25 protein-coding genes are annotated in these 24528 nt (G+C 75.0%); 20 read left to right on the forward strand and 5 right to left on the reverse strand.

The annotated features are described in order from the left end of the window. Positions 1-52: 52 nt before the first annotated feature. The 5 genes from ABD160_RS14660 (at position 53) to ABD160_RS14680 (ending at position 3548) form a co-directional block, all read left to right on the forward strand. Positions 53-754 carry an energy-coupling factor ABC transporter permease gene (locus tag ABD160_RS14660; RefSeq protein WP_344022590.1) on the forward strand — a complete coding sequence of 234 codons (702 nt, stop codon included), beginning with the start codon at positions 53-55 and terminating at the stop codon, positions 752-754. Then, entirely contained in the window at positions 751-1053 is a 303-nt protein-coding gene (locus ABD160_RS14665) for an energy-coupling factor ABC transporter substrate-binding protein (RefSeq protein WP_344022592.1), read from the forward strand. The genes ABD160_RS14660 and ABD160_RS14665 overlap by 4 nt, the downstream gene beginning before the upstream one ends. Beyond that, positions 1053-1784: a cobalt ECF transporter T component CbiQ gene (cbiQ, locus tag ABD160_RS14670; RefSeq protein WP_344022594.1), complete on the forward strand. Its 732-nt coding sequence runs from the start codon at positions 1053-1055 to the stop codon at positions 1782-1784. Before ABD160_RS14665 ends, cbiQ begins: the two co-directional genes overlap by 1 nt. Continuing rightward, positions 1781-2665, forward strand: coding sequence for an energy-coupling factor ABC transporter ATP-binding protein (locus ABD160_RS14675; protein ID WP_344022596.1), 885 nt, complete (start codon positions 1781-1783; stop codon positions 2663-2665). The genes cbiQ and ABD160_RS14675 overlap by 4 nt, the downstream gene beginning before the upstream one ends. Positions 2666-2732: 67 nt before the next feature. Further along, on the forward strand, positions 2733-3548 hold the full coding sequence (locus ABD160_RS14680; protein ID WP_344022598.1) for an SAM-dependent methyltransferase: 816 nt from the start codon (positions 2733-2735) through the stop codon (positions 3546-3548). On the opposite strand, the gene ABD160_RS14685 is transcribed toward ABD160_RS14680, so the two are convergent. Continuing rightward, entirely contained in the window at positions 3536-4351 is an 816-nt protein-coding gene (locus ABD160_RS14685; RefSeq protein WP_344022600.1) for a crotonase/enoyl-CoA hydratase family protein, read from the reverse strand. The genes ABD160_RS14680 and ABD160_RS14685 overlap by 13 nt on opposite strands. 79 nt (positions 4352-4430) lie before the next feature. Between ABD160_RS14685 and ABD160_RS14690 the strand changes: the two genes are divergently transcribed. From ABD160_RS14690 to ABD160_RS14715, 6 genes are all read left to right on the forward strand, one after another. Beyond that, entirely contained in the window at positions 4431-5612 is a 1182-nt protein-coding gene (locus ABD160_RS14690; protein ID WP_344022602.1) for an MFS transporter, read from the forward strand. A gap of 30 nt (positions 5613-5642) precedes the next feature. After that, complete coding sequence (locus ABD160_RS14695; RefSeq protein WP_344022604.1) at positions 5643-6446, forward strand: TrmH family RNA methyltransferase; 804 nt, start codon at positions 5643-5645, stop codon at positions 6444-6446. 36 nt (positions 6447-6482) lie between these two features. Further along, positions 6483-7577 (forward strand): sensor histidine kinase, encoded by a 1095-nt coding sequence (locus ABD160_RS14700; protein ID WP_344022606.1) that lies wholly within the window; start codon positions 6483-6485, stop codon positions 7575-7577. Beyond that, the gene (locus tag ABD160_RS14705) at positions 7574-8242 is read left to right on the forward strand and encodes a response regulator (RefSeq protein ID WP_344022608.1); all 669 of its coding nucleotides are present in this window, start codon (positions 7574-7576) and stop codon (positions 8240-8242) included. Before ABD160_RS14700 ends, ABD160_RS14705 begins: the two co-directional genes overlap by 4 nt. Before the next feature lie 121 nt (positions 8243-8363). After that, positions 8364-9863, forward strand: a complete 1500-nt coding sequence (locus ABD160_RS14710) for a multicopper oxidase family protein (protein ID WP_344022610.1) — start codon at positions 8364-8366, stop codon at positions 9861-9863. Further along, positions 9856-10278 (forward strand): hypothetical protein, encoded by a 423-nt coding sequence (locus ABD160_RS14715; RefSeq protein ID WP_344022612.1) that lies wholly within the window; start codon positions 9856-9858, stop codon positions 10276-10278. Before ABD160_RS14710 ends, ABD160_RS14715 begins: the two co-directional genes overlap by 8 nt. Positions 10279-10308: 30 nt before the next feature. Here the strand turns inward: ABD160_RS14715 and ABD160_RS14720 are convergent, their stop codons facing one another. Then, entirely contained in the window at positions 10309-11538 is a 1230-nt protein-coding gene (locus tag ABD160_RS14720; protein ID WP_344022614.1) for an MFS transporter, read from the reverse strand. 45 nt (positions 11539-11583) lie between these two features. On the opposite strand from ABD160_RS14720, the gene ABD160_RS14725 reads away from it, so the two are divergent. Both ABD160_RS14725 and ABD160_RS14730 read left to right on the forward strand, forming a co-directional pair. Next, positions 11584-12768: an ROK family transcriptional regulator gene (locus tag ABD160_RS14725; RefSeq protein WP_344022616.1), complete on the forward strand. Its 1185-nt coding sequence runs from the start codon at positions 11584-11586 to the stop codon at positions 12766-12768. Positions 12769-13334: 566 nt separating this feature from the next. After that, on the forward strand, positions 13335-13490 hold the full coding sequence (locus ABD160_RS14730; RefSeq protein WP_085913989.1) for a hypothetical protein: 156 nt from the start codon (positions 13335-13337) through the stop codon (positions 13488-13490). Between the two features lie 194 nt (positions 13491-13684). On the opposite strand, the gene ABD160_RS14735 is transcribed toward ABD160_RS14730, so the two are convergent. After that, positions 13685-14581, reverse strand: a complete 897-nt coding sequence (locus ABD160_RS14735) for a beta-keto acid cleavage family enzyme (RefSeq protein ID WP_344022622.1) — start codon at positions 14579-14581, stop codon at positions 13685-13687. 76 nt (positions 14582-14657) lie between these two features. Between ABD160_RS14735 and ABD160_RS14740 the strand changes: the two genes are divergently transcribed. The 3 genes from ABD160_RS14740 to ABD160_RS14750 all read left to right on the forward strand — a co-directional run bounded on the left by ABD160_RS14740 (position 14658) and on the right by ABD160_RS14750 (position 17298). Continuing rightward, positions 14658-15407 carry a chorismate mutase family protein gene (locus ABD160_RS14740; protein WP_344022624.1) on the forward strand — a complete coding sequence of 250 codons (750 nt, stop codon included), beginning with the start codon at positions 14658-14660 and terminating at the stop codon, positions 15405-15407. 98 nt (positions 15408-15505) lie between these two features. Then, positions 15506-16552 (forward strand): 2,5-dihydroxypyridine 5,6-dioxygenase NicX family protein, encoded by a 1047-nt coding sequence (locus ABD160_RS14745; protein ID WP_344022626.1) that lies wholly within the window; start codon positions 15506-15508, stop codon positions 16550-16552. Then, positions 16549-17298, forward strand: a complete 750-nt coding sequence (locus ABD160_RS14750) for a maleate cis-trans isomerase family protein (RefSeq protein ID WP_344022628.1) — start codon at positions 16549-16551, stop codon at positions 17296-17298. Before ABD160_RS14745 ends, ABD160_RS14750 begins: the two co-directional genes overlap by 4 nt. 136 nt (positions 17299-17434) lie before the next feature. On the opposite strand, the gene ABD160_RS14755 is transcribed toward ABD160_RS14750, so the two are convergent. Then, positions 17435-19033 (reverse strand): solute symporter family protein, encoded by a 1599-nt coding sequence (locus tag ABD160_RS14755; RefSeq protein ID WP_344022630.1) that lies wholly within the window; start codon positions 19031-19033, stop codon positions 17435-17437. Continuing rightward, positions 19030-19398 carry a DUF485 domain-containing protein gene (locus ABD160_RS14760; RefSeq protein WP_344022632.1) on the reverse strand — a complete coding sequence of 123 codons (369 nt, stop codon included), beginning with the start codon at positions 19396-19398 and terminating at the stop codon, positions 19030-19032. The genes ABD160_RS14755 and ABD160_RS14760 overlap by 4 nt, the downstream gene beginning before the upstream one ends. Before the next feature lie 276 nt (positions 19399-19674). Between ABD160_RS14760 and ABD160_RS14765 the strand changes: the two genes are divergently transcribed. From ABD160_RS14765 to ABD160_RS14780, 4 genes are all read left to right on the forward strand, one after another. Further along, positions 19675-21429 carry an N-acyl-D-amino-acid deacylase family protein gene (locus ABD160_RS14765; protein ID WP_344022634.1) on the forward strand — a complete coding sequence of 585 codons (1755 nt, stop codon included), beginning with the start codon at positions 19675-19677 and terminating at the stop codon, positions 21427-21429. Between the two features lie 48 nt (positions 21430-21477). Beyond that, positions 21478-22194: an alpha/beta hydrolase gene (locus ABD160_RS14770; protein ID WP_344022636.1), complete on the forward strand. Its 717-nt coding sequence runs from the start codon at positions 21478-21480 to the stop codon at positions 22192-22194. A gap of 62 nt (positions 22195-22256) precedes the next feature. Beyond that, a complete protein-coding gene (locus ABD160_RS14775) occupies positions 22257-23027 on the forward strand; it encodes an IclR family transcriptional regulator (protein ID WP_344022638.1) in 771 nt (256 codons plus the stop codon). Positions 23028-23127: 100 nt separating this feature from the next. Beyond that, the gene (locus ABD160_RS14780) at positions 23128-24525 is read left to right on the forward strand and encodes an MFS transporter (protein ID WP_344022640.1); all 1398 of its coding nucleotides are present in this window, start codon (positions 23128-23130) and stop codon (positions 24523-24525) included. Positions 24526-24528 lie beyond the last annotated feature (3 nt).

A 24528-nucleotide genomic window follows, 5' to 3' on the forward strand; every position in this document is an offset into this window, starting at 1 on the left:
TACATCTCGCAGTCGTAGCGTTCCCTCGTCCGAGCCCACGAGGAGAACTGCCGTGCACATCGCCGAGGGATACCTGCCACCGCTGCACGCGGCGGCCTGGACCGTGGTCGCCGCCCCGTTCGTGGTGCACGGCGCACGCGCCGTCGTCGTCCGGGTGCGTGAGGACCCGGACGCCAAGCTGCTCCTCGGCGCCGCCGGGGCGTTCACCTTCGTGCTGTCCGCGCTGAAGATCCCCTCGGTGACCGGCTCGTCGTCGCACCCGACCGGCACCGGGCTGGGGGCGGTGCTGTTCCGGCCCCCGGTGATGGCGCTGATCGGCACGGTGGTGCTGGTCTTCCAGGCCCTGCTGCTCGCGCACGGCGGGCTCACCACGCTCGGCGCGAACGCGTTCTCGCTGGCCGTCGCCGGTCCGTGGATCGCCTACGGCTCCTACCTGGCGGTCCGCCGGCTGGGCGGCACGCTGGGGCCTGCGGTGTTCGTCGCGGCGTTCCTGGCCGATCTCGGCACCTACACCGTCACCAGCGCGCAGCTGGCACTCGCCTTCCCGGACCCGACGTCCGGCTTCGGCGGCGCGTTCCTGACCTTCGCCTCGATCTTCTCGATCACCCAGATCCCGCTGGCCGTCGCCGAGGGCCTGCTGACCGTGCTGGTGGTCCGGCTGCTGGTCCGGATCACCCCCGACGAGCTGCGCAGGCTCGGCGTGCTGCGCCCGCGCGACACCACCGGAACCGAGCCGACGGAGGCCACGGCGTGAAGCGTTCGACACTGGTCAATCTGCTGCTCGTGGTCGCCGTCGTGGCGCTGTTCGCGATCCCGGCGCTGTTCGTGCCCGGCGAGTACTCCGGCGCCGACGGCCAGGCGGGCGACGCGATCGACGCCACCGGGTACGAGCCCTGGTTCGAGCCGGTCTGGGAGCCGCCGTCCGGCGAGATCGAGTCGGGCATCTTCGCGATCCAGGCCGCTGCCGGCGCGGGCGTGCTCGGCTACTGCCTCGGCGTCGCCCGGACCCGCTCGCGGCAGCGCAGCGGCTCCGCGCCCGCCGCCGAGAGCTGATGCTGCTGATCGACGAGACCGCGTACGCCGGCCGCTGGCGCTCCCGGCACCCGGGGGAGAAGGCGTTCCTGGCGCTCGGCCTGCTCGCGCTGGCGGTGCTGCTCCCGCCCTGGCCCGGCGCCCTGCTCTGCGGGGCCGCCGCGCTCGGCCTGCTGCTCGCCGGCGCCCGGATCCCGCTGCGCACGGTCGGCAGGCTGCTCCGGCTGCCGCTCGGGTTCGTGCTGGTGGGGGCGCTGCCGCTGCTCGTGACGGTCGGCGGCGACCCGTGGCTCGCCCCGGCGCCGGGCGGCCCGCTGCGCGCCGCCGAGCTCGTCGGCCGGGCGATGGCCGCGGTCGGCTGCCTGATCCTGTTCGCCGCGACCACCCCGATCGCGGACACCCTGCCGCGGCTGCGGTGGCTGCCGCGGGCGGTCACCGAGATCGCCCTGCTGATCTACCGGATGCTGTTCCTGCTGCTCGACTCGCTGCGCGCGGTCCGCGAGGCGCAGACCCTGCGGATGGGGTTCCGCACCCGCCGGGCGACGTTCCGGTCGCTGGCCGGGCAGGGCGGCGCGGTGTTCGTCCGGGCGTTCGACCGGGCCCGCAGGCTGGAGGCCGGGCTGGCCGTCCGCGGCTACGACGGCGAGCTGGCCGTGCGGGTCACCTCCCGGCCGGTGTCGCGGGCGTTCGTCGCCGCGAGCGCGGTGCTGCTCGCCGGGATCGTCGCCGCCACCGTGGTGGTGCTGCGGTGACCGCGCCGGTGCTCGAGGCCCGCGATCTGGTGTTCGGCTACCGCGGCGGCCCCCCGGTGCTCGACGGCGCCGATCTCGCCGTGTGCCCGGACCGCAGGCTCGCCGTGCTCGGCCCGAACGGCGGCGGCAAGACGACGCTGTTCCGGCTGCTGCTCGGGCTGCTCCGGCCGCACAGCGGGGAGGTGCTGCTCGACGGCGAGCCGCTGGACCGCAGCCGGCGCGGGCTGGTCCGGCTGCGGGAGAGCGTGCAGCTCGTCCTGCAGGACCCCGACGACCAGCTGTTCGCCGCCGACGTCGGGCAGGACGTCTCGTTCGGCCCGCTCAATCTCGGGCTCGACGACGACGAGGTGGCCCGCCGGGTGGCCGGCGCGCTGGCCGCGGTCGGCGCCACCGAGCTGGTCGACCGGCCCACCCACCAGCTCTCGTTCGGGCAGCGCAAGCGGGTCGCGATCGCCGGTGCGCTGGCGGTGCGGCCGCGGGTGCTGGTGCTCGACGAGCCGACCGCCGGGCTGGACCCGGCCGGCGTCGAGGAGCTGGTCGCCGTGCTGGCCCGGCTGCACCGCGACGGGACCGCCGTCGTGCTGTCCACCCACGACGTCGACCTGGCCCACCGGTGGGCCGACGACGTCGCCGTCGTCGCCGGGGGCCGGGTCCGGACCGGTCCGGCGGACCAGGCGCTGGGGGACACCGCGCTGCTCGCCGGGGCCCGGCTCGGGCCGGCCTGGGCGCCCGCGGTCGCCCGGCTGCTCGCCGAGCTCGGCCACGACGGGCCGCCGCCGCGTACCGCCGCGGAGCTGCACGAGCTGCTCGACGGTCCGGCCGGGCGCGCGGGGCGGGCGGAGCGCAGTGCCGTGGACGGACGGCCGGCCACCGGGCGGTGATCCGGGGCGCCCCGCCGCGAGCTGCTCCGGTTGCGTGGTGAGGTGTTCGGGCGAGAGGGTGACGCAGGTGAGCGTCCCGGAGTCGGCCGATGAGCCGGACCTCAGCCTCCCCAGCTCCGCCCGGATCTACGACTTCCTGCTCGGCGGCGGGCACAACTTCGCCGTCGACCGGCAGCTGGCCGAGCGGATCCTGCAGGTGGTGCCCGCCGCCCGGGACACCGCGGTGGCCAACCGGGCGTTCCTCGGCCGGGCCGTGCGGGCCTGCCTGGACCGCGGCTGCCGGCAGTTCCTCGATCTCGGGTCCGGCATCCCGACGGTCGAGGCGGTGCACGAGACCGCCCAGCGGTACGACCCGTCCGCCCGGGTCGCCTACGTCGACACCGATCCGGTCGCGGTGGCGATCTCCCGCGACGTGCTCGCCGGCTCCGATCGCGCGACGGTCACCGCGGCGGACCTGACCGACCCGGACGCGGTGCTGTCCGCGCCCGGCGTCGCCGGCCTGCTCGATCCCGCGGAGCCGACCGCCGTGCTCGCCGTCTCGGTGCTGCACTACGTCGCCGACGACGACCTGGTGGCCCGGCTGATCGGGCGCTACTGCTCCGCGTTCGGCCCGGGCAGCATGCTGGTGCTCTCGCACGGCAGCACCGACGTCGACGATCCGGCGGCGGTCGCCGGGACGGTGGGCATGCAGCAGCTGGCCCGGGACAGCGGCCATCCGCTGGTGCTCCGGGACCGGGGCGTCCTGCGCCGGGTCACCGCGGGGGTGGACCCGCTCGAACCGGGCCTGGTCGACATCACCCGCTGGCGCTGCGACGAACCGGCCCCGGGACCCGTCCTCGGGATGTACGCGCTGGTCGGGACGGTGCGCGCTCAGTCCCGGTAGACCCCGGGGCGCTTCTCCAGGAACGCGGTGACCGCCTCCTGCAGGTCCGCCGAGACCAGCGCGCCGCTGTTCCAGGTGGCGATCTGGTCGAGACCGTCGGCGATCGAGTGGTCCCGGGCGTAGGTGATCGCGTGCTTGGTGCCGCGCAGCGCCAGCGGCGACTTCGCGGCCAGCTCGGTGGCCAGCGCGGTGACGCCCTGCTCGAGTGCGTCGGCGTCGTCGAACACGCCGTTGACCAGCCGCAGCTGCTGGGCCTCGGTGCCGGACACCGGGCGGCAGGTGTAGGCCATCTCCCGGGCGACGCCCTCGCCGACGATCCGCGGCAGCCGCTGCAGGACGCCGACGTCGGCGGCCAGCCCCATGTCCACCTCCTTCAGCACGAACGACGCGTCGGCCGTCGCGTACCGCAGGTCGCAGGCCACGGCCAGGTCGAGACCGGCGCCGAGGCAGACGCCGTGCACCGCGGCGAGCACCGGCTTGCGGCAGCGCTCGACGGCGGTCAGGCAGTCCTGCAGGTCCAGGATGGTCCGGCGCAGCTTCTCCGCGCCGTGCCCCGGGGAGGGATCGGACGCGGTCTCCTTCAGCCCGCCGAGCATCGCGACGTCGATCCCGGAGCAGAAGTGCCTGCCGTTCCCGCTGATCACGACCACCCGGGCGGACGGGTCGGCGTCCAGCTCGTGCATCGCGTCGCGCAGCCCGGACCACATCGGCCCGTGCAGCGCGTTCGCCGCCTCCGGCCGGTCCAGGCGCACCCGCGCGATCCCCTCGGTCACCTCGACCGCGATGCCCGTCGGCTCGCCCATGGAGTGCACTCCCTCGTGTCCGGTGTCGGTTCCGGGCCGAGGCTACCGCGGAGTAACCCGCGACTGACAGGATGCGCTGGTGCAACGGGGCAGCGCGGCCGGCCGGCCGGACCGGATGTGGTGGGTGGCCTGCGGGCTGTTGTTCGCGACCGCGTTCGGCACCAACGTGCCGACCCCGTTGCTGCTGGTCTACCGGGTCGAGCTGGATCTCGCACCGAGCACCCTGGCCGCGATCTTCGGGGTCTACGCGCTCGGGCTCGCGCCGTCGCTGCTGCTCGGCGGGCCCGCCTCGGACCGGTACGGCCGGACCCGGGTGCTGCTGCCCGCCGCGGTCGGCGTGGCCGGGGCGTCGCTGCTGTTCCTCGGCGGCGCGTCCGCGCTGTGGCTGCTGTTCGCCGCCCGGTTCGTGCAGGGCCTGGCGTCCGGCGCGATCTTCTCGGTGGGCAGCGCCTGGCTGCAGGACCAGGCCGGGACGGCGGGCGCCGCGCGGGCGGCCCGGGCCGCGTCGGTCGCGCAGAGCGCGGGATTCTGCCTGGGCCCGCTGTGCTCCGGGCTGATCGCCGCCTACGGGCCGTGGCCGCTCACCCTGCCCTACCTGGTGCACGTCGCGCTGCTGGTGCCCGCGGCCGGCGCGGTGCTGCTGGTCGCCGGTGTCACCCGCCCGGTCGGTGACGGGCCGCGGCGCGGGCTGCTGCCCCGCCCCGGCCTGGCCGCCCCGGCCCGGCGGACGTTCGTCCGGGTCGTCGTGCCGACCGCGGTGTGCGTGTACGCGTTCCCGTCGGTGGCGGTCACCGCGCTGCCGCTGCTGCTGCCCGGGATCACCGGTCTGGTCGCCTTCACCGGGCTGCTCGCCGCGCTCACCCTCGGCACCGGCACGCTGGTGCAGCCGTTCGCGCACCGGCTCGGCGCCCGCACCGGGCCGGTCGGTGCCGCGCTCGGCGCGCTCGGGTTCGGCGTCGGGGCGCTCGCCGCGCCCACCGGATCGGTGCTCGCCGTCGCGGTCGCCGGGGTGCTGCTCGGCGCCGGCGGCGGACTGTGCCTCAACGCCGGGCTGACCCTGGTCGGGCGGCTGGCCCCGGCGTCCGGCCGGGGCGCGGCGAACGGGGTGTTCTACACCGCGGCCTACGTCGGGTTCGCGATGCCGTTCCTGGCGACCGCGTTCGTCGGGGTGGACGCGCTGATGTGGCCGCTGCTGGTGCTCGGCACCGCGGCCGCGGCGACGGCCGGCTGGCTGGCGCTGCGGATGCGCGCCGCCTGCTGAGCGGGCGGCACCGCGTCCTACCCTCGTCGGGTGCCCGACCTGACCAGCACCGCCAACCCGCGCGTCAAGAACCTGGTCCGGCTGCGCACCCGCCGGCACCGCGACGCCGCGGGCGTCACCCTGATCGAGGGGCACGACGAGCTGGCACTCGCGCTCGACGCCGGCGTCCGGCCGGCCGAGGTGTACTGGGCGCCCGGCCTGGTCGCCGATCCCGGGCTGCTGGACCGGATGCCCGGCGCCCGGACGTTCTCGGTCAGCCCCGAGGTGTTCGCCCGGATCGCCTACCGGGAGTCCCCGGACGGCTGGCTTGCCGTCGCCGACGCCCCCGGCCGCCCGCTGGACGCGCTGGAGCTGCGCCCGGACGCGCTGGTGCTGGTCGCGGAGGGGATCGAGAAGCCGGGGAACGTCGGCGCGATGCTGCGCACCGCCGAGGCGTGCGGGGTGGACGCGGTCGTGATCGCGACCGCGGACCGGGCCGGGACCGACTTCGCGAACCCGAACGTGGTCCGGGCCTCGAAGGGGACGGTGTTCGCGGTGCCGGTCGCCTCGGCGTCCTCGGAGGAGGTGCTCGACTGGCTGCGCCGGCGCGGGCTGCGGGTGCTCGTGACGACCCCGGCCGGCCGCACCGAGCTGGGCGCCGCCGATCTCACCGGGCCGTCCGCGCTGGTCATCGGCACCGAGGCGACCGGAGTCACCGAGCTGTGGCACGACGGCGCCGACGAGACCGTGGTGATCCCGATGCAGGGCACCGTCAACTCGCTGAACGCCTCGATCGCCGCCGCGGTGGTGCTGTTCGAGGCCGTCCGGCAGCGCCGGGGTACGTCGGCGCGATGACGCGCCGGGCCCTCCCCGCTGCGTAGCCTGCGCGGCATGCCGACCGCGCGCGATGTGCTGGTGGCGGCGGTCACCGCCGCCGTGGCGGTCACCGGTGCGCTGCTCGGCGACCCGTCCGGGCGGCCGCTGCTGCCCTGGGGGATCGTGCTGATCGGGGCCGCGACGGTGGCACTGTGCTGGCGCAGCCGGTTCCCGGTGCCGGTGCTCGGCGCCGTGATGGTGCCGACCGCGCTCTACTACTGGCTCGACCATCCCGACGGGCCCGCGTCGCTGCTCGTCGCGGTCGCGGTCTATACGGTCGCCAGCCGGGTGAGCTGGCCGCGCGCCGTGCTGACCGGGCTGATCGTGGTGCTGGCCTGGGCGGGCACCGAGGTGCTCGTCGTACGGAACCCGCCTGATCCGGTCGACCACTACGGGTGGATCGCCGTGACGGTCGCGCTCGGCGTGGCGGTCGGCGCGGTCCGCCGCGCCGCGGAGCTGTCCGCGGAGCAGGCCGAGGAACGGCTCGCGCGCCGCGTCGAGCAGGAGCGGCTGCGGATCGCCAGGGACGTGCACGACGTCGTCTCGCACAGCCTGTCCATGATCGTCGTGCAGGCCGGCGTCGGTGCGCACGTCGCGGCCCGGCGGCCGGAGGAGGCGGTGGCGGCGCTGCACCGCATCCGGGACGCCGGCACCGACGCGCTGCGCGAGCTGCGCGGCACCCTGGAACTGCTGCGTGAGGGCCCCGAGCCGCCCGCCGACCCGCCTGCGCACGGTCTCGACCGGCTCGACGAGGTCATCAGCGCAGGCCGGTCGGCCGGGCTGGACGTCACCGTCACCGGCGACCCCGGACCGCTGCCCGACGGCGCGGACCGCACGGTGTTCGCGATCGTCCGGGAGGCGGTCACCAACACCGTGCGGCACGCGCCGGTGGCGTCCCGGGTGGAGGTGTCGATCACCCGCGACGCCGGCCTGCTGCATGTGCGCGTCGCCGACGACGGCGGGCCGCCCGGACGCCCGGCCCGTCCGCCCGGCCAGGGCCTGCGCGGTCTCGCCGAGCGGGCCGAGGCATTGGGCGGGCGGGTGCGGGCCGCGCCCGCCGCGGAGGGTTTCGTCGTCGAGGCGGAGCTGCCGGACGGGAGCCGGGCGTGACCGGGGACGTCCGGGTGCTGCTCGCCGACGACCAGCCGCTGATCCGGGCCGGACTGCGGGTGCTGCTGGAGACCGAACCCGGCTACGCGGTCGCCGGCGAGGCCGCGGACGGCGCGGAGGCGGTCCGGCTGGCCCGGGCGCACCGGCCGGACGTGGTGATGATGGACGTCCGGATGCCCGGCACGGACGGCCTGGACGCCCTCGAGGCCATCGCCGCGGATCCCGCGCTGGCCGGTACCCGGGTGGTCGTGCTGACGACCTTCGACCTGGACGTCTACGTGTACCGGGCGCTGCGTGCCGGGGCCAGCGGCTTCCTGCTCAAGGACACCGAACCGGTGGCGCTGCTGCGCGCGATCGACCTGGTGCACGCCGGCGAGGCGCTGCTCGCACCGTCGGTGACCCGGCGGCTGATCACCGAGTTCGCCCGGCACGGCCCCGCGGCGCCACCGGGCGAGGATCGGCTCGCGGTCCTGACCCGCCGGGAACGGGAGGTGCTCGCCCTCGTCGGCACCGGCCGGACCAACGGCGAGATCGCCGCCCAGCTGGTGATCAGCCCGGCCACCGCGCGCACCCACGTCGGGCGGCTGCTGACCAAGCTGGACGCCCGGGACCGGGTGCAGCTCGTGGTGATCGCGCACGAGGCCGGGCTGGTCGGCCGCCGCTGACGCGCCCGGCGGGTGGGGCGATCCCCGGGGCCGGCCCCGGGGTCGTACGTCGGTGCGGGTAGCGGTGGGTGACGTCGTCGCGCCGACGCGCCGGACCGGTGCTGCGGCGAGGCTCGTCGCCATGACCCGACGGATCGGACGCCGTGGCTTCCTCGGCCTCGCCTGCGCCGCCGCGGGCGGAGTGGTGCTGGGCGGCTGCGCAGGCGTTCCGGCATCGCCGCTGCCCGTGCCGGCGCCCCGCCCGCTGGCGATCCCGCCGCTCGCCCCCTCGACCACCCGCGACGGCGTCCGCACGTTCGCGCTGACCGCTGCGCCCGGGACGAGTGCGTTCCACCCCGGTGTGCGGACCCCCACCTGGGGCTACGACGTGGCGTTCGGCGGACCCACGATTCGCGCGTCCCGCGGTGAGCGGGTCCGCGTCCACGTCACCAACGGCCTGCCGGAGACCACCTCCACGCACTGGCACGGCATGACGCTGCCCGCCGAGCACGACGGCGGACCGCACGCCCCGATCGAGCCCGGCGCCACCTGGAGCCCGGAGTGGACGATCGAGCAGCCGGCCGCGACCCTCTGGTACCACCCGCACCCGCACGGCGTCACCGAGCGGCACGTCCACCGGGGGTTGGCCGGACTGTTCCTCGTCGACGAACCGGATGGTGCCTCCCCGCTCCCGCACCGCTACGGCGTCGACGACATCCCGCTCGTCGTGACCGACCGGACCTTCACCGCGGACGGGGAGTTCGAGACCCGCCGGCGCAGCGCGCACGGCCTGGTCGGGGACACGCTGCTGGTGAACGGGACCGTCGCGCCGTACCTGGCGTCGTCGTCGTCCCGGATCCGGTTGCGGGTGCTCAACGCGTCACCGGCCCGCTGCTACCGGTTCGCCCGGTCCGACGACCGTCCGATGGTGCTGGTCGGGACCGACTCCGGGCTGCTGGCGGCCCCTCGGACGGTCGGCTCTGCTCTGCTCACCCCCGGTGAGCGGGCCGAGCTGCTGCTCGATCTCGACCCCGGCCGCCCGGTGACGCTGCGGTCGCTGCCGCAGGATCTCGGTGCGGTGTCCGGCACGGAGCGCTCGATCGGTGCCATGGACACCCTCGACGTCCTGCGGATCCGGCCGGCCGGTGTGCTCGAACCGTCGGCACCGCTGCCCGGCGCGCTGCCGCACGAACCGGGTCCCGACGAGTCCGCGGCGAGCCGGGTACGCCGCTTCGAGCTCGGCAACGACGTGATCAACGGCCGGGCGATGGACATGACCCGGATCGACGAGATCGTGCAGGCCGGCGCCACCGAGATCTGGGAACTCGCCAACGTGCACTCCCGTCCGCACAACATGCACGTGCACGACGCGCGCGGTCAGGTGGTCGAGGCGGACGGGCGGGCGGTCGCACCGGCGCAGCGGAGCTGGAAGGACACCTTCTACGTCCCGCCGCGGACGGTGCTGCGGGTGCTCCTGCGGTTCGGGAGGCACCCGGACCCGGCCCGGCCATTCATGTACCACTGCCACCTGCTGTACCACGAGGACCAGGGGATGATGGGCCAGTTCGTGCTCGTCCCGGAGGGCACCGATCCCGGTTCGGTGCCGCGCACCCCGCTCACCCACGGTGCGGATCATGGGTGAGCGCGCCCGCCTGCTCGCGACCCTTCCGTTCCGGGTGTGGGCGGTGCTGCACGCGGTGCTGGTGCTGGCCCAGGTCGGCCTGGCCGGGGCGCTGCTCGACGCGGCGCTCGGCGCACTGGCCTGGCACGGCGGGATCGGCGGCTCGCTGATCCTGGTGGCGACGGTGCAGACCGCGCTCGCGGTGCCGGCCGCGTGGCCGGGCCGGATGCCGGGATGGCCGGTCGCCGTGAGCGCGGTCCTCGTCGTCGCCGACACCGCGCAGGTCGCCGTCGGGCACCTCGGTCTGCTGGCGGTGCACGTGCCGCTGGGGGTGGCGATCGTCGTCACCCAGGTGGTTGTCGCGGCACGGGCCCTGCTGCCCGCCGACCGCCGAGATGCGCGCCGGCGTCCGGAAACGATCTCTGCGGGACGCTGACGCGCATCTCGGCGGTGCCGGACGCGCGGATCAGCCGGTGCGGGCCGGGATCCGGTGCTGGGCTGCGAGCTCGGTGCGCTCCATCCGGACGGCGACGTACAGCGCGGCCAGCCCGAGCAGCGGCAGCACGGTCGCGACGGCGGCGGGCGAGGTCCAGCCCCAGCCGGCGGCCAGGACCAGGCCGCCCAGCGCGGCGCCGAGCGCGTTCGCGACGTTGAACGCCGCGTGGTGCAGGGCGGCGCCCAGCGTCGGGCCCTCCCGGCCGGCGTCCATCAGGCGGGTGGCCAGCGCGGGGGTGGTCGCGGTCGTGGTGAACGCCAGGGTGAACAGCGCGGCCAGCGCCATCACCGCCGACGACGCCGTCGCCGCGAACACCGTCATCGACACCGCGGCCGAGCCGAGACCGGCGGCGATGGTGCGCACCGGGGCGATCTCGGCGAGCCGCCCGCCGACCTGGTTGCCCAGCGTCATGCCGATCCCGAACACCGCGAGCGCCACCGGCACCGCGGCCTCGGCCAGCCCGGACACCTCGGTGAGTACCGGCGTGATGTAGCTGTAGACGGCGAACGAGCCGCCGAAGCCGGTCGCGATGACCGCCATCGTGATCCACACCTGGCCGCGGCGCAGCGCCGACAGCTCGCCGAGCACCGAGCCGCGACGCTCGTCGCGCACGTCGGGCACCAGCCACCAGACCGCGGCCATGGTGACGATGGCGATCGCGCCGGTCGCCAGGTACGCGGCGGGCCAGCCGGCGGCCTGGCCGAGCCAGGTCGCGCCCGGGACACCGACCACGTTCGCGATCATCAGGCCGCTCATCACGGTCGCGATCGCGCGCGGACGGCGCTCGCGCGGCACCAGCGACGCGGCGAGCACCGACGCCGTCCCGAAGTAGGCGCCGTGCGGGAGCCCGGCCAGGAACCGGGTGGCGACGAAGGTGCCGAACGTCGGCGCGAACGCCGAGGCGATGTTGGTCAGCGCCAGCGCGCCCGCGAGTGCGAGCACCAGGTGCTTGCGCGGCCATCGGGCGCCGAGCACGGCGAGCACCGGCGCGCCGACCACGACCCCGAGCGCGTAGGCGCTGATCGCGGTGCCGGCCTGCGGCACCGTCGCGCCGAGGTCCGCGGCGAACGCCGGCAGCAGACCCATCGAGGCGAACTCGGTGGTGCCGATGGCGAGCCCGCCCAGCGCCATCGCGAACAGCGCGGGGCCGGGCTTTCCGGTGGTGGGAGAGTGGTGGGAGGGTGTGGCCTGAGTTTTCATCGCCCCACGAGAATAAAGAGCGCGGGCCAGGAGGTGTCAAACGAGATGGCGTCGGTGTCAGCCGATTCACGTCCCGGTCGCGCCGAGACCGACCGCTGGCGGGCCAGCGCGGAGGTGCTCGCCGAGATCCGCCGCGAGCCCGGCCTGACCCGGGTCGAGCTGGCCCGGCGGCTGCGGCTGGCCGGCGGATCGGCCACCGAGATCACCGCGCGGCTGCGCGAGCTGGGCTGGGTCACCGAGGAACGGGCGCCCTGCGGCGGACGCGGCCGCCCGACGACCCGGCTGGTCCCGAACCGCGCCGGACCGGCGGTCGTCGCCGTCGACGTCCGGTTCGAGGGCTGGCGGGCCGGTCTCGTCGGGCTGGACGGCGAGCCGGTCGCGGTGCGGTCCGGCCGGCACGCGCGCCGGGAGCCGGACGCCGTCGCCGCCGAGCTGGACGGGATCGTCGGGACGCTGGTCGCCGAGCACCCCGGCCCGGTCGCCGCGGTCGGGATCGGGGTGGCGGCGACGCTGCTCGACGAGCACCTCGCACAGGCCGCCGGGCAGGGCTGGAGCCCGCTCGACGTCCGCCGGATCGGCGCCGGGCAGGGGCTGCCGGTGCTCGCCGGCAACGACGCGAACCTGGCCGGGGTGGCCGAGGTCCGCGACGGCGCCGCGGCGGGCGCCGGGACGGCGCTGTACCTGACCGTCGAGGTCGGGATCGGCGGTGCGCTGCTGCTGCGCGGCCGGCCGCAGTCCGGGTCGCGGGGCGCGGCCGGGGAGTTCGGCCACCTGCCCTTCGGCGATCCCGGCCGGGACTGCCCGTGCGGGGCCCGCGGCTGCTGGAACTCCGAGGTCGACGGCCGCGCGCTCGCCCGGATGCTCGGCGAGCCGGAGCCCGACGACCCGCACGGCTCGGCGGTCGCCGTGCTGGACCGCGCCGCGGCGGGGGAGGAGCCCGCGGCCCGCGCCGTCGCGCACGCCGCCGCCCGGCTGGCCGGTGGGACGGCCGGCCTGGTCAACGCGCACGACCCGGAGATCGTGGTGCTCGGCGGGCTCGGGACGGCGCTGCGCGGGGCCGCGCCGGACCGCTTCGCGCAGGCGTACCGGGCCGGGCTGATGACCTTCCACCGGGAGGACCCGCCCCCGGTCGTCGACGCCGCGCACGGTGCCGACGGGGTGCTGCGGGGTGCCGGGGCGATCGCGCTCGACCACGTGACATCGGCGGCCGGGCTGGCGGCGCGGGCGTAGGCCTCGCGCCTCGCGCCTCGGGGATCGCGGCCCGTCGGATCCGCCAGCACCCGGCCACGTCGCCGCACCCCGCGACCGTCTTCGCACCGGCTGTACACGGTGCGGGGCCGGTGACGGGGTGCGTTGTGGCGCGGCCCGGTGGTGGGCTCGCACCCCGGTCGTGACGTCGCACCCCGTTTCTGATGTCGCACCGTGTACAGCCGGTGCGAAGACGGTCGCGGGTTGCGACGACGTCACCGGGGTGCGACGACGTCACCGGGGTGCGACGACGTCGCCGGGGTGCGCCGCCGCAGGGTGGCCGGACGCTGCTCGGGTGTGACGACGCCGCTGGGTGCGACGACTCCGCCGGGGCGCAACGACTCCACCGGCGCGCGACGACCCCGCCGGCGCACCGCCGCCGCAGGGGTGCGCTGCCGCGCCCACCCCGCCCCCGGCGACCGCTCGCCGACGGAGTCCCGGAAAACCCGGACCGAATGTCACGATCCGACCATCGGAACCGTTCCCCGTGCTGCGCGCCGGGCCCGCCCCGGGTACTTTTCTCCCACATTCTCGGGAGGGAACTGGAAATGATCATTCTCGGCATCATTCTGCTGCTGGTGGGCTACTTCACCAGTATTCCGCTGGTCACCACGATCGGCACGATCCTGGTCGTCGTCGGCGTCGTCCTGCTCATCCTCGGGGCGATCGGCCGGCCGGTCGGTGGTCGCAAGGCCTGGTTCTGACCAGGCCGGTCGCGACCGGAGGGCGGCGCCCGACCGCCCGCGGGAGCAGACCGGCAGCGCAGCCGCACAAGGGGTGCGGCCCCGGACCGACCGGGGTCGCACCCCTTGTTGCGTATCGGCTCGAAAACATCACCCGAATCAATGTTTCGACCCGGCCCGAGTGGGTACCGCTCCGGATTTCCGGGAAATCCGGATCATGAATTCCCGGCGTCCGTCGGAAGGCCGAGGATGCGACGTGCGGTAACCGGGTCCGCAGGGGTCGCGCCGACCCGGTCGAGCAGCCGCAGCGCGTCCTCCAGGAGCTCCCGGTTCGACGGCGTCGCGGGGCCCGCATAGTCCTCCAGGCCCACCCGCAGGTGCCCGCCGCGGCGCACCGCCAGCTCGGCCAGTCCGGACGCCACCACGTCCCCGCCGAGCACCGCGACCGACCACGGCAGCCCGGACGGCTCGAGCAGCTCCAGGTACGCCTCCAGCGCGGCCGGGGTCGGCGGCAGGCCGAACTGCAGCCGATCGGCGAAGTACAGCTTGACGATCGCGCCCGGCGGCACCCGGCCGTGCCGGTGCAGGGTCAGCGTGGTCCGCAGGAAGCCCGGCTCGAAGATCGAGATGCTCGGACCGGCCGCCAGCTCGGCGGTGCGCGCGAACATGTACTCCGTGTCGGCGAACGAGTTCTGGTAGGGCTCCGGCGCCGCGGCGTCGGGGCAGCTGCCGTCGTCGAGCAGGCCGACGTTCACCGAGCCCGGATCGACCAGCGTCAGCCCGCCCATCCGGCGTCGCGCCAGCTCCTCGACGTGCGCCCACCGGCGCCGCACCGGGATGTCGCGGGCGCCGGCCGCCATCGTCGGGTACAGCAGCGCCGCCGGGTGCCGGTCGAGCACCGGCTGCCACGCCGCCAGGTACGGCTCGACGGCGTGCACCCCGTCGACGGTGAACATCGGCTCGTCGTTGTGGTTGTGCACGATCGCCGCACCGCGGCCGAGCACGTCCAGCGCCTGCTCGGTGATCTCCCCGGGTGCCCGCGGGACGTGCGGGTTCCGGTCGCGGGTGGTGGTGCCGTTGAGCGCCACTTCGAGGATCACCGTCGAGTCCACCCGGCCAGCATCGCCGGATCCGGGCCCTGGCGCACCTCCTCCGGCGGCCCGGCAGCCGGGTCGTAGGCTCGTGATCGTGAGTGGCACCCCCCGGTCGAGCCGTGCCCGACGCCGCGCCGGCGCCGCAACCCTCGCCGCCGCGCTGGTGCTGCTGGCCGGCTGCGCCGACCAGCCGGGGCCGCTCAGCGAGGGGCCTCCCGGGGCCACCCCGGCCGACGGGCTGGCCCGGATCGCCGAGCTCACCGCGCAGCGGGCCACGCTCGCCGGGCAGCTCGCCCTCGCTGAGCCCGGGGCCGGGTCCGGGTCCGGGTCCGAGGCCGGGTCCGAGGCCGGGTCCGGGTCCGGGTCCGAGGCCGCGCCCGGGTCCGAGCCCGGGCCCGCGCCCGGGTCCGAGGCCGGGTCCGGGCCCGGGTCCGCGCCCGAGTCCGAGGCTGCGCGCGGGCCGGAGCCCGGGCCGGCCGCCGGAGCCGACGCCCGTGCCGCGGCGGAGCGGGCGGGTGTCGATCCGGAGTGGGCGGCCCGCGTCCTCACCGACCAGGCCGCGGCGGCGGAACAGGTGCGTGACGGCCTGCTCCGCCGGTGGGCCGAGCAGCCGGACACCCGGCCGGCCGAGCGGCCCGATCCGGCGCAGCTGCGCTCCGAGCTGGCGACCGTCGACGACGAGCTGGTCGCCGCCCTGCGGGTCGCGGCGCCGGCCCGCACCCACGAGGACTGCCCGACGTCGCTGGCCCAGGCCGCCGTCGCCCGCGCCGAGGGCCTCGACGACCTGCACCGGGCGGCGCTCGGCCGCGGCCTGATGTCGGTCTGCGACGGCACCCCGGACTGACCGGCGCCGCGTGACGGTCGTGTTTCCGTCGCCGCCAGGTATTGCGTACCCGGATAGTACGTGCTCGGATTAATAGCCGAGTCATGGAGGTGGCCGCGATGGACCAGAACCTGTTCAACGACATCTGCCTGCAGCAACTGACGCTGTCCGGGGTGCACGAGGGCGAGACCGTGGTCGTCCTGACCCGCGGCGCCGAGCGCGGCGCGTACGCCGACGCGTTCCTCTGGGCGATCCAGCGCCTCGGTGCGACCGGGTACCACATGCGGCTGCCGCCGCCGGCGAGCGCGAGCGGGGCGTGGGCGGTCGGCGACTCCGGCCTGGGGGACATCCCGCTCGCCGTGGACGCGCTCAAGGCCGTCGACATGGTCGTGGACTGCACGTTCCTGCTGTTCTCGCCCGAGCAGTTCGCGATCCAGGACGCCGGTACCCGGATCCTCACCGCCGTCGAGCCGCCCGAGCTGCTGGCCCGGCTGATGCCGACCACCGAGCTGCGCGAGCGCGTCGAGACCGGCGCCGAGCTGCTGGCCAAGGCGTCGTCGATGCGGATCACCAGCCCGCACGGCACCGACGTGACCTACCAGCTCGGCATGTACCCGACCATGTCGGAGTACGGCTACACCGACACCCCCGGCCGCTGGGACCACTGGCCGGCCGCGTTCGTCTTCACCGGCGGGTCCGACACCGGCGTCGACGGGAGGATCGTGCTCGCGCCCGGCGACGTGCTGCTGCCGTTCAACACCTACGTGCAGACCCCGGTGGAGATCACCATCGAGGAGGGCTTCATCCGCGACATCCGCGGCGGCGCCGGCAGCAGCGGGCTGGACGCCGATCTGCTGCGGTCCTACATCGAGAGCTTCGACGACCCGCGCGGCTACGGCATGAGCCACGTCGGCTGGGGCCTCGACGAGCGCGCACACTGGCACGGCCTGACCCAGTTCCCCGGCGGGATGGGGATGGAGCTGCGCAGCTTCTACGGCAACGTGATGTTCTCGATCGGCCCGAACAACGAGCTCGGCGGGCCGAACGACACCGCCTGCCACTTCGACATCCCGATGCGCGGGAACTCGCTGTACCTCGACGACGAGCTGATCGTCGACGCCGGCGAGCTGACCGTCCCGGAGATGAAGCCGGTGGACCGCCGATGAGCCGGGATCATCATGTCGGGATGATCGTCCCGTCGTCGAACCTGACGATGGAGACCGAGCTCCCGCGGATGCTCGCCGCGCGCGAGGCGGAGATCCCCGGCGAGCGGTTCGTCTTCCACTCCGCCCGGGCCCGGATGCAGCACGTGACGCCCGAGCAGCTGCGCGCGATGAACGCCCAGGCCCAGCGGGCCGCGGCCGAGCTGGCCGACGCCCGCCCGGACGTCGTCGCCACCGCCTGCCTGGTGGCGATCATGGCGCAGGGCCCCGGCTACCACTGCACCGCCGAGGACGACATCACCGCGGCGCTGCGGGCCGAGGGTTCGGACGCGCCGGTGGTGTCCAGCGCGGGCGCGCTGCTGTCCGGGATCGCCGCGCTCGGGGCGCGCCGGGTCGCGATCATCACGCCGTACCTGGAGCCGCTGACCAAGGCCGTCGCGGACTACCTCGAGGACGCGGGCGTGGAGGTCGTCGACTCGCTGTCGCTGCAGGTGCCCGACAACCTGGCCGTCGCCCGGCTCGATCCGGCCGACCTGCGTGAGCACCACCGCAAGCTCGACCTGACCCGGGCCGACGCGCTGGTGCTGAGCGCCTGCGTGCAGATGCCGTCGCTGCCGTCGATCCAGCCGGTGCAGGACGAGATCGGCATCCCGGTGCTGTCCGCGGCGACCGCGACGACCCACCGGATCCTCACCGAGCTGGGCCTGCAGCCGCGGGTCCCGGGCGCCGGGGCGCTGCTGGCCGGCTGACCGCCCCGGGGGGAGGGACCGGACCCGCGCCCACACCCTCCCGGGCGCGGGTCCGGTCTGCTGTCCGCACGCCGATGATCCCTGTCCCGGGAGTGCCGGAGGCCGTCGGACGCTCCGGCACCCCCCGGGACGCGGGTCAGCGGCGGGGGGCGCCGGGGACCGGGCGCTGCAGCCCGGCGCCGGTCAGCGCCCGGACCGACATCTGCGCGTGCCCGGCGACGTCGGGACGCTCGCGGCCCAGCACCGACCCGAGGTAGCCGAGCAGGAAGCCGGCGGGCACCGACACCAGGCCGGGATTGGACAGCGGGAACCAGGCGAAGTCCACGCCGGGCAGCATCGACGTCGGCGATCCGGACACCGCCGGGGAGAACACGATCAGCGCGAGGGTGACGGTGAGCCCGCCGTAGATGCTCCACAGCGCCCCGGTGGTGGTGAACCCCTTCCAGAACAGCGAGTACAGCAGCGTCGGCAGGTTCGCCGAGGCGGCCATCGCGAACGTCAGGGCGGCCAGGAAGGCGATGTTCTGCCCGTTCGCCAGGATCCCGCCGGCGATGCCGACGATCCCGATCACGATCGTGGTGCGCCGCGCGACCCGGACCTCCTCGGCGGCGGTCGCCCGGCCGCGCCGGACCAGCTGCGCGTAGACGTCGTGCGCGAACGCCGCCGCCGCGGTGATCATCAGACCGGCGACGACCGCGACGATCGTCGCGAACGCCACCGCCGCGACCAGCGCGAGCATCACCGGCCCGCCGATCTGCAGGGCCAGCAGCGGCGCCGCCGAGTTGACCCCGCCGGGCGCGGCCATGATCGCCTCCGGCCCGACGAGCGCGGTGGCGCCGTAGCCGAGCACCAGCACCAGCAGGAAGAACGCGCCGATCAGCCAGATCGCCCAGACCACCGACTTCCGGGCCTGGCGGGCGTCCGGCACGGTGTAGAAGCGCATCAGGATGTGCGGCAGCCCGGCCACGCCGAGCACCCCGCCGAGGGCCAGCGAGATCAGGTCGAGGTTCGCGGTGAGGCTGCCGCCGTAGAGCAGCCCGGGCGCCAGCATCGCGTCGCCGCGCGGGTGGTTCTCGACGGCGGCGGTGATCAGCGCGGGCAGGCTCAGCCCGGACGTGCCGAGCACGAACGCCGCCATCGCCAGTCCGGTGGCCAGCAGCAGGCAGGCCTTGACGATCTGGATCCAGGTGGTGCCGCTCATCCCGCCGACCAGCACGTAGCCGATCACGACGGCGCCGACGCCGGCGATCATCGCGGACTGCCCGGCCCGGTCGGTGATGTTGAGCAGCAGCGCGAGCAGGCCGCCCGCGCCGGCGAGCTGGCCGAGCAGGTAGAGCGTGGAGATGACGACCGCGGAGGTCGCGGCCGCCGCGCGCACCGGGCGCTGGCGCAGCCGGTAGCTGAGCACGTCGGCCATCGTGTAGCGGCCGGTGTTGCGCAGCAGCTCGGCGACGAAGAACAGCGCCACCAGCCAGCCGACGAAGGCGATCACGGCGTAGAGGAAGCCGTCGGGGCCGGCGACCGCGACCGCGCCGACGATGCCGAGGAAGGTCGCGGCGGACAGGAAGTCGCCGGACAGGGCCAGGCCGTTCTCCGGGCCGGTGAACCCGCTGCCCGCGGTGTAGTAGTCCCGCTCGGACGCCGACCGCCGGCGCACCCGCAGCACGAGCAGGAAGGCGAACACGACGAACGCGGAGAAGACCAGGATGTTGAGGACCGGGTCGCCGGGGGTCACCGGCGGATCCCCTCGAGACGCTCGCGGATCTCGTCGGCGAGCGGATCGAGCCGGCGGTCCGCGTAGCGCACGTATGCGGCGGTGATCGCGAAGGTCGACGCGAACTGGCCGATGGCCAGCAGGACCACCAGGGTGAGATCGCCGAGCACCCGGGTGCCGAGCAGCCCGGGCGCCCAGGCGTTGAGCGCGATGAACAGGAAGAACCAGCTCAGGAAGCCGGCCGTGGCGGGGATCAGGAAGCGTCGCTGGCGGGACCGGAGCTCGGCGAACTCGGGGCTCCGCGCCGCGGCGGTCCACACGTCCGGTCCGGTCGCGACGTCGCCGCGCTGCGGCGATCCGGTGACGGGCAGGGGGGTCGGCGTCATTGCCGGCGGCATTTTCACACTCTCCGTAACGAAACGATGCGATTTGAGTTACGTAGAGTCGTTGGCGACACCTGATCGCAGCAGCGGCGTGGGGCGCTTCCCCGGGTGCACCGGCCGACTCACTCAGTGAGTCGGTTTCCTTGGTGCTCCGGGACGCCCGACCTAGCTTCGGGAGGTACCCGAGCGGTGCCGCCGGGGACACGGATCCGCTGGTCGCGAGCGTGCGGCCGGTGCGGAACGGGTCCGGCGGGCATCGCGTCCCGACTCTGAGGAGCAATGAGGCTCATGGTCTACGACCTGGTGATCCGCGGCGGATCGGTGGTCGACGGGACCGGGGCACCACCCCGGACCGCCGACGTCGCCGTGCAGGACGGGCTCGTCGTCGAGGTCGGCAAGCTCGGTGTCGGCACCACCGCACGCCGGACCGTCGACGCCGACGGCGCGATCGTCACCCCCGGCTTCGTCGACATCCACACCCACTACGACGGCCAGGCCACCTGGGACGACCATCTCCAGCCGTCCGCCGGGCACGGCGTCACCACCGCCGTGACCGGGAACTGCGGCGTCGGGTTCGCCCCCGTCCGGGCCGGTGACCGGGACACCCTCGTCGAGCTGATGGAGGGCGTCGAGGACCTGCCCGGCGCCGTCCTGCACGAGGGCCTCGGCTGGGAGTGGGAGAGCATCGGCGAGTTCCTGGACACCATCGAACGCCGTCCGCACGACATCGACCTCGCCACCCAGGTCTGCCACGGCCCGCTGCGGGTGTACGTCATGGGGCAGCGCGGGGTCGACCGGGAGAAGGCGACCCCGGCCGACATCGCGGAGATGGGACGGCTGGCCGCCGAGGGCATCGAGGCCGGCGCGCTCGGCTTCAGCACCTCCCGGACGCTGATCCACCGGACCAGCCGCGGCGAGCCCATCCCGACCCTGCGCGCCTCCCGCGACGAGCTCGTCGGGATCGGCCGGGCGATCGGCGCGACCGGTCGCGGGGTGCTCCAGGTGATCTCCGACTTCGAGGACTTCGACGCCGAGATGGCGACCCTGCGGGAGGTCATGGAGTCCTCCGGGCGGCCGCTGTCGATCTCGGTCGCGCACTCGCGCAGCGGCTACGACTACCGGCGCTGCCTGCAGGTGCTGGACGAGGCGAACGCGGCCGGGCTGACCATGCGGGCCCAGGTCGCGGTGCGGGCGATCGGGATGCTGATGGGCCTGGAGGGGTCGGTGAACCCGCTGAAGGGGTCCGCGACCTACACCGCCGTCGAGCACCTCCCGCTCGCCGAGCGGGCCCGGCGGCTGGCCGAGCCGTCGACCAGGGCGACCGTCCTCGCCGAGCTGTCCGGGCGGACCCGCGACCCGAACCAGCCGGTCGAGCAGATGCTCTCCCGGCAGCCGATGGACCGGATCTTCGTGCTCGGCGACCCGCCCGACTACGAGCCGGACCCGTCGACCAGCATCGCCGCCCGGGCCGCCGCCGCCGGACGCCCGGCCGAGGAGGTCCTCTACGACCTTCTCGTCGGCGGCGACGGCAGCACGCTGCTCTACGTCCCGGTCGCCAACTACGTCGACGGCAACCTCGACGCGGTGCACGAGATGCTCGCGCACCCGCACACCCTGCCCGCGCTGGGCGACGGCGGCGCGCACGTCGGCATCATCTGCGACGCCAGCTTCCCGACGTCGCTGCTCACCCACTGGACCCGGGACCGCACCCGCGGCCCGCGCTTCGACCTGGCCTGGGCGATCCGGCGGCAGTGCCGGTCCACCGCCGAGGCGGTCGGGCTGCTCGACCGCGGCCTGCTCGCGCCCGGCTACAAGGCGGACCTCAACGTGATCGACATCGACGGCCTGCGGCTGGACGCCCCGGCGATGGTCGCCGATCTGCCCGCCGGCGGCCGTCGCTACCTGCAGTCGGCGCACGGCTACCTCTGCACCGCCGTGTCCGGGGTGGTGACCCGGTGCGACGGCGAGGCGACCGGGGAGCTGCCCGGCCGGCTGGTCCGCGGTGCCCAGCAGCCCGCCGGGGTCCTGACGTGACCGGCCGGCCGGATCCGGGCGCCGCCGGGACCGGGCGGGGGTGACCCGGTGGCCACCTTCGTGCTGGTGCACGGGAGCGGGCACGGCGGCTGGTGCTGGCGGCGGGTGGTCCCGCTGCTGACCGCGGCCGGGCACCGGGTGCTGACGCCCACGCTGACCGGGCTGGGCGACCGCGCCCACCTGCTGAGCCGGTCCACCGACCTGGACCTGCACATCGCCGACGTGGTGTCGGTCCTGGAGCACGAGCGGATCCACGATGCCGTGCTGGTCGGGCACAGCTACGGCGGGATGGTGGTGACCGGTGCCGCGGACCGGGTCGGGCACCGGGTGGCGCACCTGGTGTACCTGGACGCGGCGATTCCGCGGGACGGCGAGTCCGTCGTCGACCTGGTCCCGCACGCGGTGTCGTCGCTGAAGGCGGGGGTGCGGGTGGTCGACGGGGTGGAGCTGGTCGGCTTCCCCGACGACGGGCCGCCGCCCGCGCTGGGCCTGAGCGACCCGGAGGACGTCGCCTGGGTCGGCTCGATGCTCACCCCGCACCCGTGGGCGACGATGGTGGCGCCGATCCGGCTGACCGGCGGTGCGGCCGTCGAGGCGATCCCGCGCACGGTGCTGCTGACCCCCGCCCATCCCGGCATCGCCGAGGACCGGCTGGCGTCGGCCCGCTCGGCCGGCCGGTTCCACGAGACCGGGCTCCCGCACGACATGATGGTGACCCACCCGGCGGAGACCGCGAAGGTCCTGCTGGACGCGGTGCCGCGATGAGCGTGTCGGTGGGCGGAACGGACCTGGTTGACCGGGTCGCGGGGGCACCGGACACTGCGTCGGTGGGCTCCGCCGAGCACCTTCCGACGTCGGTGCTGCGGCGGGCGTTCTCCCTCCTCGAGGTGCTCGGCGCGGCCGACCGGAGCATGGGCATGGCCGAGCTCGCGAAGCGGGCCGGGATGCCGAAGGCGACGGCGTACCGGATGGCGAACCAGCTCGTCGAGCTGCAGGTGATCGACCGGGTCGGGAACGAGTACCGGATCGGGCTGAAGCTGTTCCAGCTCGACGCCAGGGCCCGGCACCAGGAGATGCGCGAGGTGGCGCTGCCGTTCCTGGAGGACCTGCAGGCGATCGTGCAGGAGACGGTGCACCTCGGCGTGCTGGACGGCAGCGAGGTCCTCTACCTGGAACGGGTCGCCGGGCGGGGCGTCCCGACCGGGACGCCCGCCCGGGGCAGCCGCGGCGAGCTGCACTGCAGCGCGCTCGGGAAGGTCATGCTCGCCCACCTGGACGGCGACCTGGTGCAGCGGGTGCTCCAGGAGGGCCTGACCCGCCGTACCCCGTTCACCATCTCGACGCCCGGACGGCTGCTCGACGCCCTCGACCGAGCCAGGGCGACCGGTGTCGCCTACGAGCACGAGGAGCACGAGCTGGGCGTCACCGGCGTCGCCAGCCCGGTGTTCGACCGGCAGGGCCGGGGCCGGGCCGCGATCTCGGTGACCGGCCCGAGCAGCGCGTTCCGGCCGGAGCGGGTCGCCGCGGTGGTGCGGGCCGCCGCGCAGGGGCTGCAGAACCGCTGGCTGACCCCGCTGCGGGCGCACGGCAGCCGCTAGTCGGCGCCCCACCTCCGACATTCCCGAGACGACCTCCGGGACGACTCCCGGGACGACTCCTGAGACGACTCCTGAAACAACGCTGTTGAGGAGAGACGCTGTGTCCGTCACCGAACGCGCGATCGGGGCCCGGCTCGACCGGTTGCCGATCTGGCCCTACCGCCGCATCGTCCTGGTGCTGGTCGGTGTCGCCTACTTCTTCGCCTACTTCGAGGGCGTCAACCTGGGGGTGGCCCTCCCGGGTGCGCTGGAGGCGTTCGACGCCTCGCTCACCGTCGGCGCCACGATCGTCAGCATCACCTTCTGGGGTGCGATCGTCGGCAGCCTGCTCAGCGGCTACGTCTGTGACCGCTGGGGCCGCCGCAACGGGATCATCACCGCGGTGCTGCTGGTCGGTGTCGGGTCGGTGCTCACCGCGATCAGCACCGGCGTCGTCATGTTCACCGCGATGCGGTTCGTCGCGGTGGTCGGCGGGGCCGCGGCGACCACCGCGATCGCCACCTACATGTCCGAGATCGCGCCGGCCGGGCGGCGCGGCCGCTCGATGGCGTGGAGCGTCATCCCGGCGATGCTCGGCTTCGCCAGCGTGCCGTTCATCGGGCTCGCCCTGGTGCCCGCGTTCGACAACGGCTGGCGGATGGTGCTGATGGTCCCGGCGATCGGGACGCTGGTGTTCCTCGTCGGGTACCGGTGGCTGCCCGAGTCGCCGCGCTGGCTGGCCGCCCGCGGCCGGGCGGCCGAGGCCGACCGGATCGTCGCCGACGCCGAGGCGCACGTCCGGGCGACCGTCCCGGGACAGCTCCCGCCGGTCGACCCGCCGCAGGCCGCGATGCTCGACGCCGGTGCCGACGGCGGCCGCTGGCGGGAGCTGGTCCGGGCGCCGCACCTGCGCTGGACCGCGCTGTTCTCGCTCATCTGGTTCGGCATCCAGATCCCGATCAAGACGGTGATGGGGATGGGCGTCACGCTGCTCACCGAGGCCGGGTTCGACATCACGACCAGCATCTCGCTCACCATCGGGATGAGCGTCGGCGTGGTCGGCGGGGCGCTCGTCGCGCTCGCCGTGACCGACCGCTGGCCGCGCAAGTACCCGGTGATGGCGATCGCCGCGGCCTGCGGCTCGATGCTGGTGGTGATGGGCTTCCACCCGACGAACCTGCTGATCGTGCTGGCGTTCGGCGGGATCGGCGCCTTCATCGGGATGTCGGCGCCGCTGCTGCACCTGCTGACGGCCGAGCACTTCCCGACCAGGATCCGCAGCCGCGGCTGCGGGCTGGTGTCCACCATCGGCGATCTCGGCGGGATCGCCGGGCCGTGGGTGGCGCTCGGCGCCGCGGCGGTCGGCGGGTTCTCCGGGACCTGGATCGTGATGGGGGCGCTGTTCCTGTCGCTGTGCGTCCCGCTGACGATGACCCGCAACACCACCCGGGCCAGCCTGGAGGAGACCGCCGCCGAGCGGATCGACGATCCGGCCGACCTGCAGCCGCGCCCGACCTGAGCG

This window comes from Pseudonocardia kongjuensis (assembly GCF_039526905.1).
GTDB lineage: Bacteria > Actinomycetota > Actinomycetes > Mycobacteriales > Pseudonocardiaceae > Pseudonocardia > Pseudonocardia kongjuensis.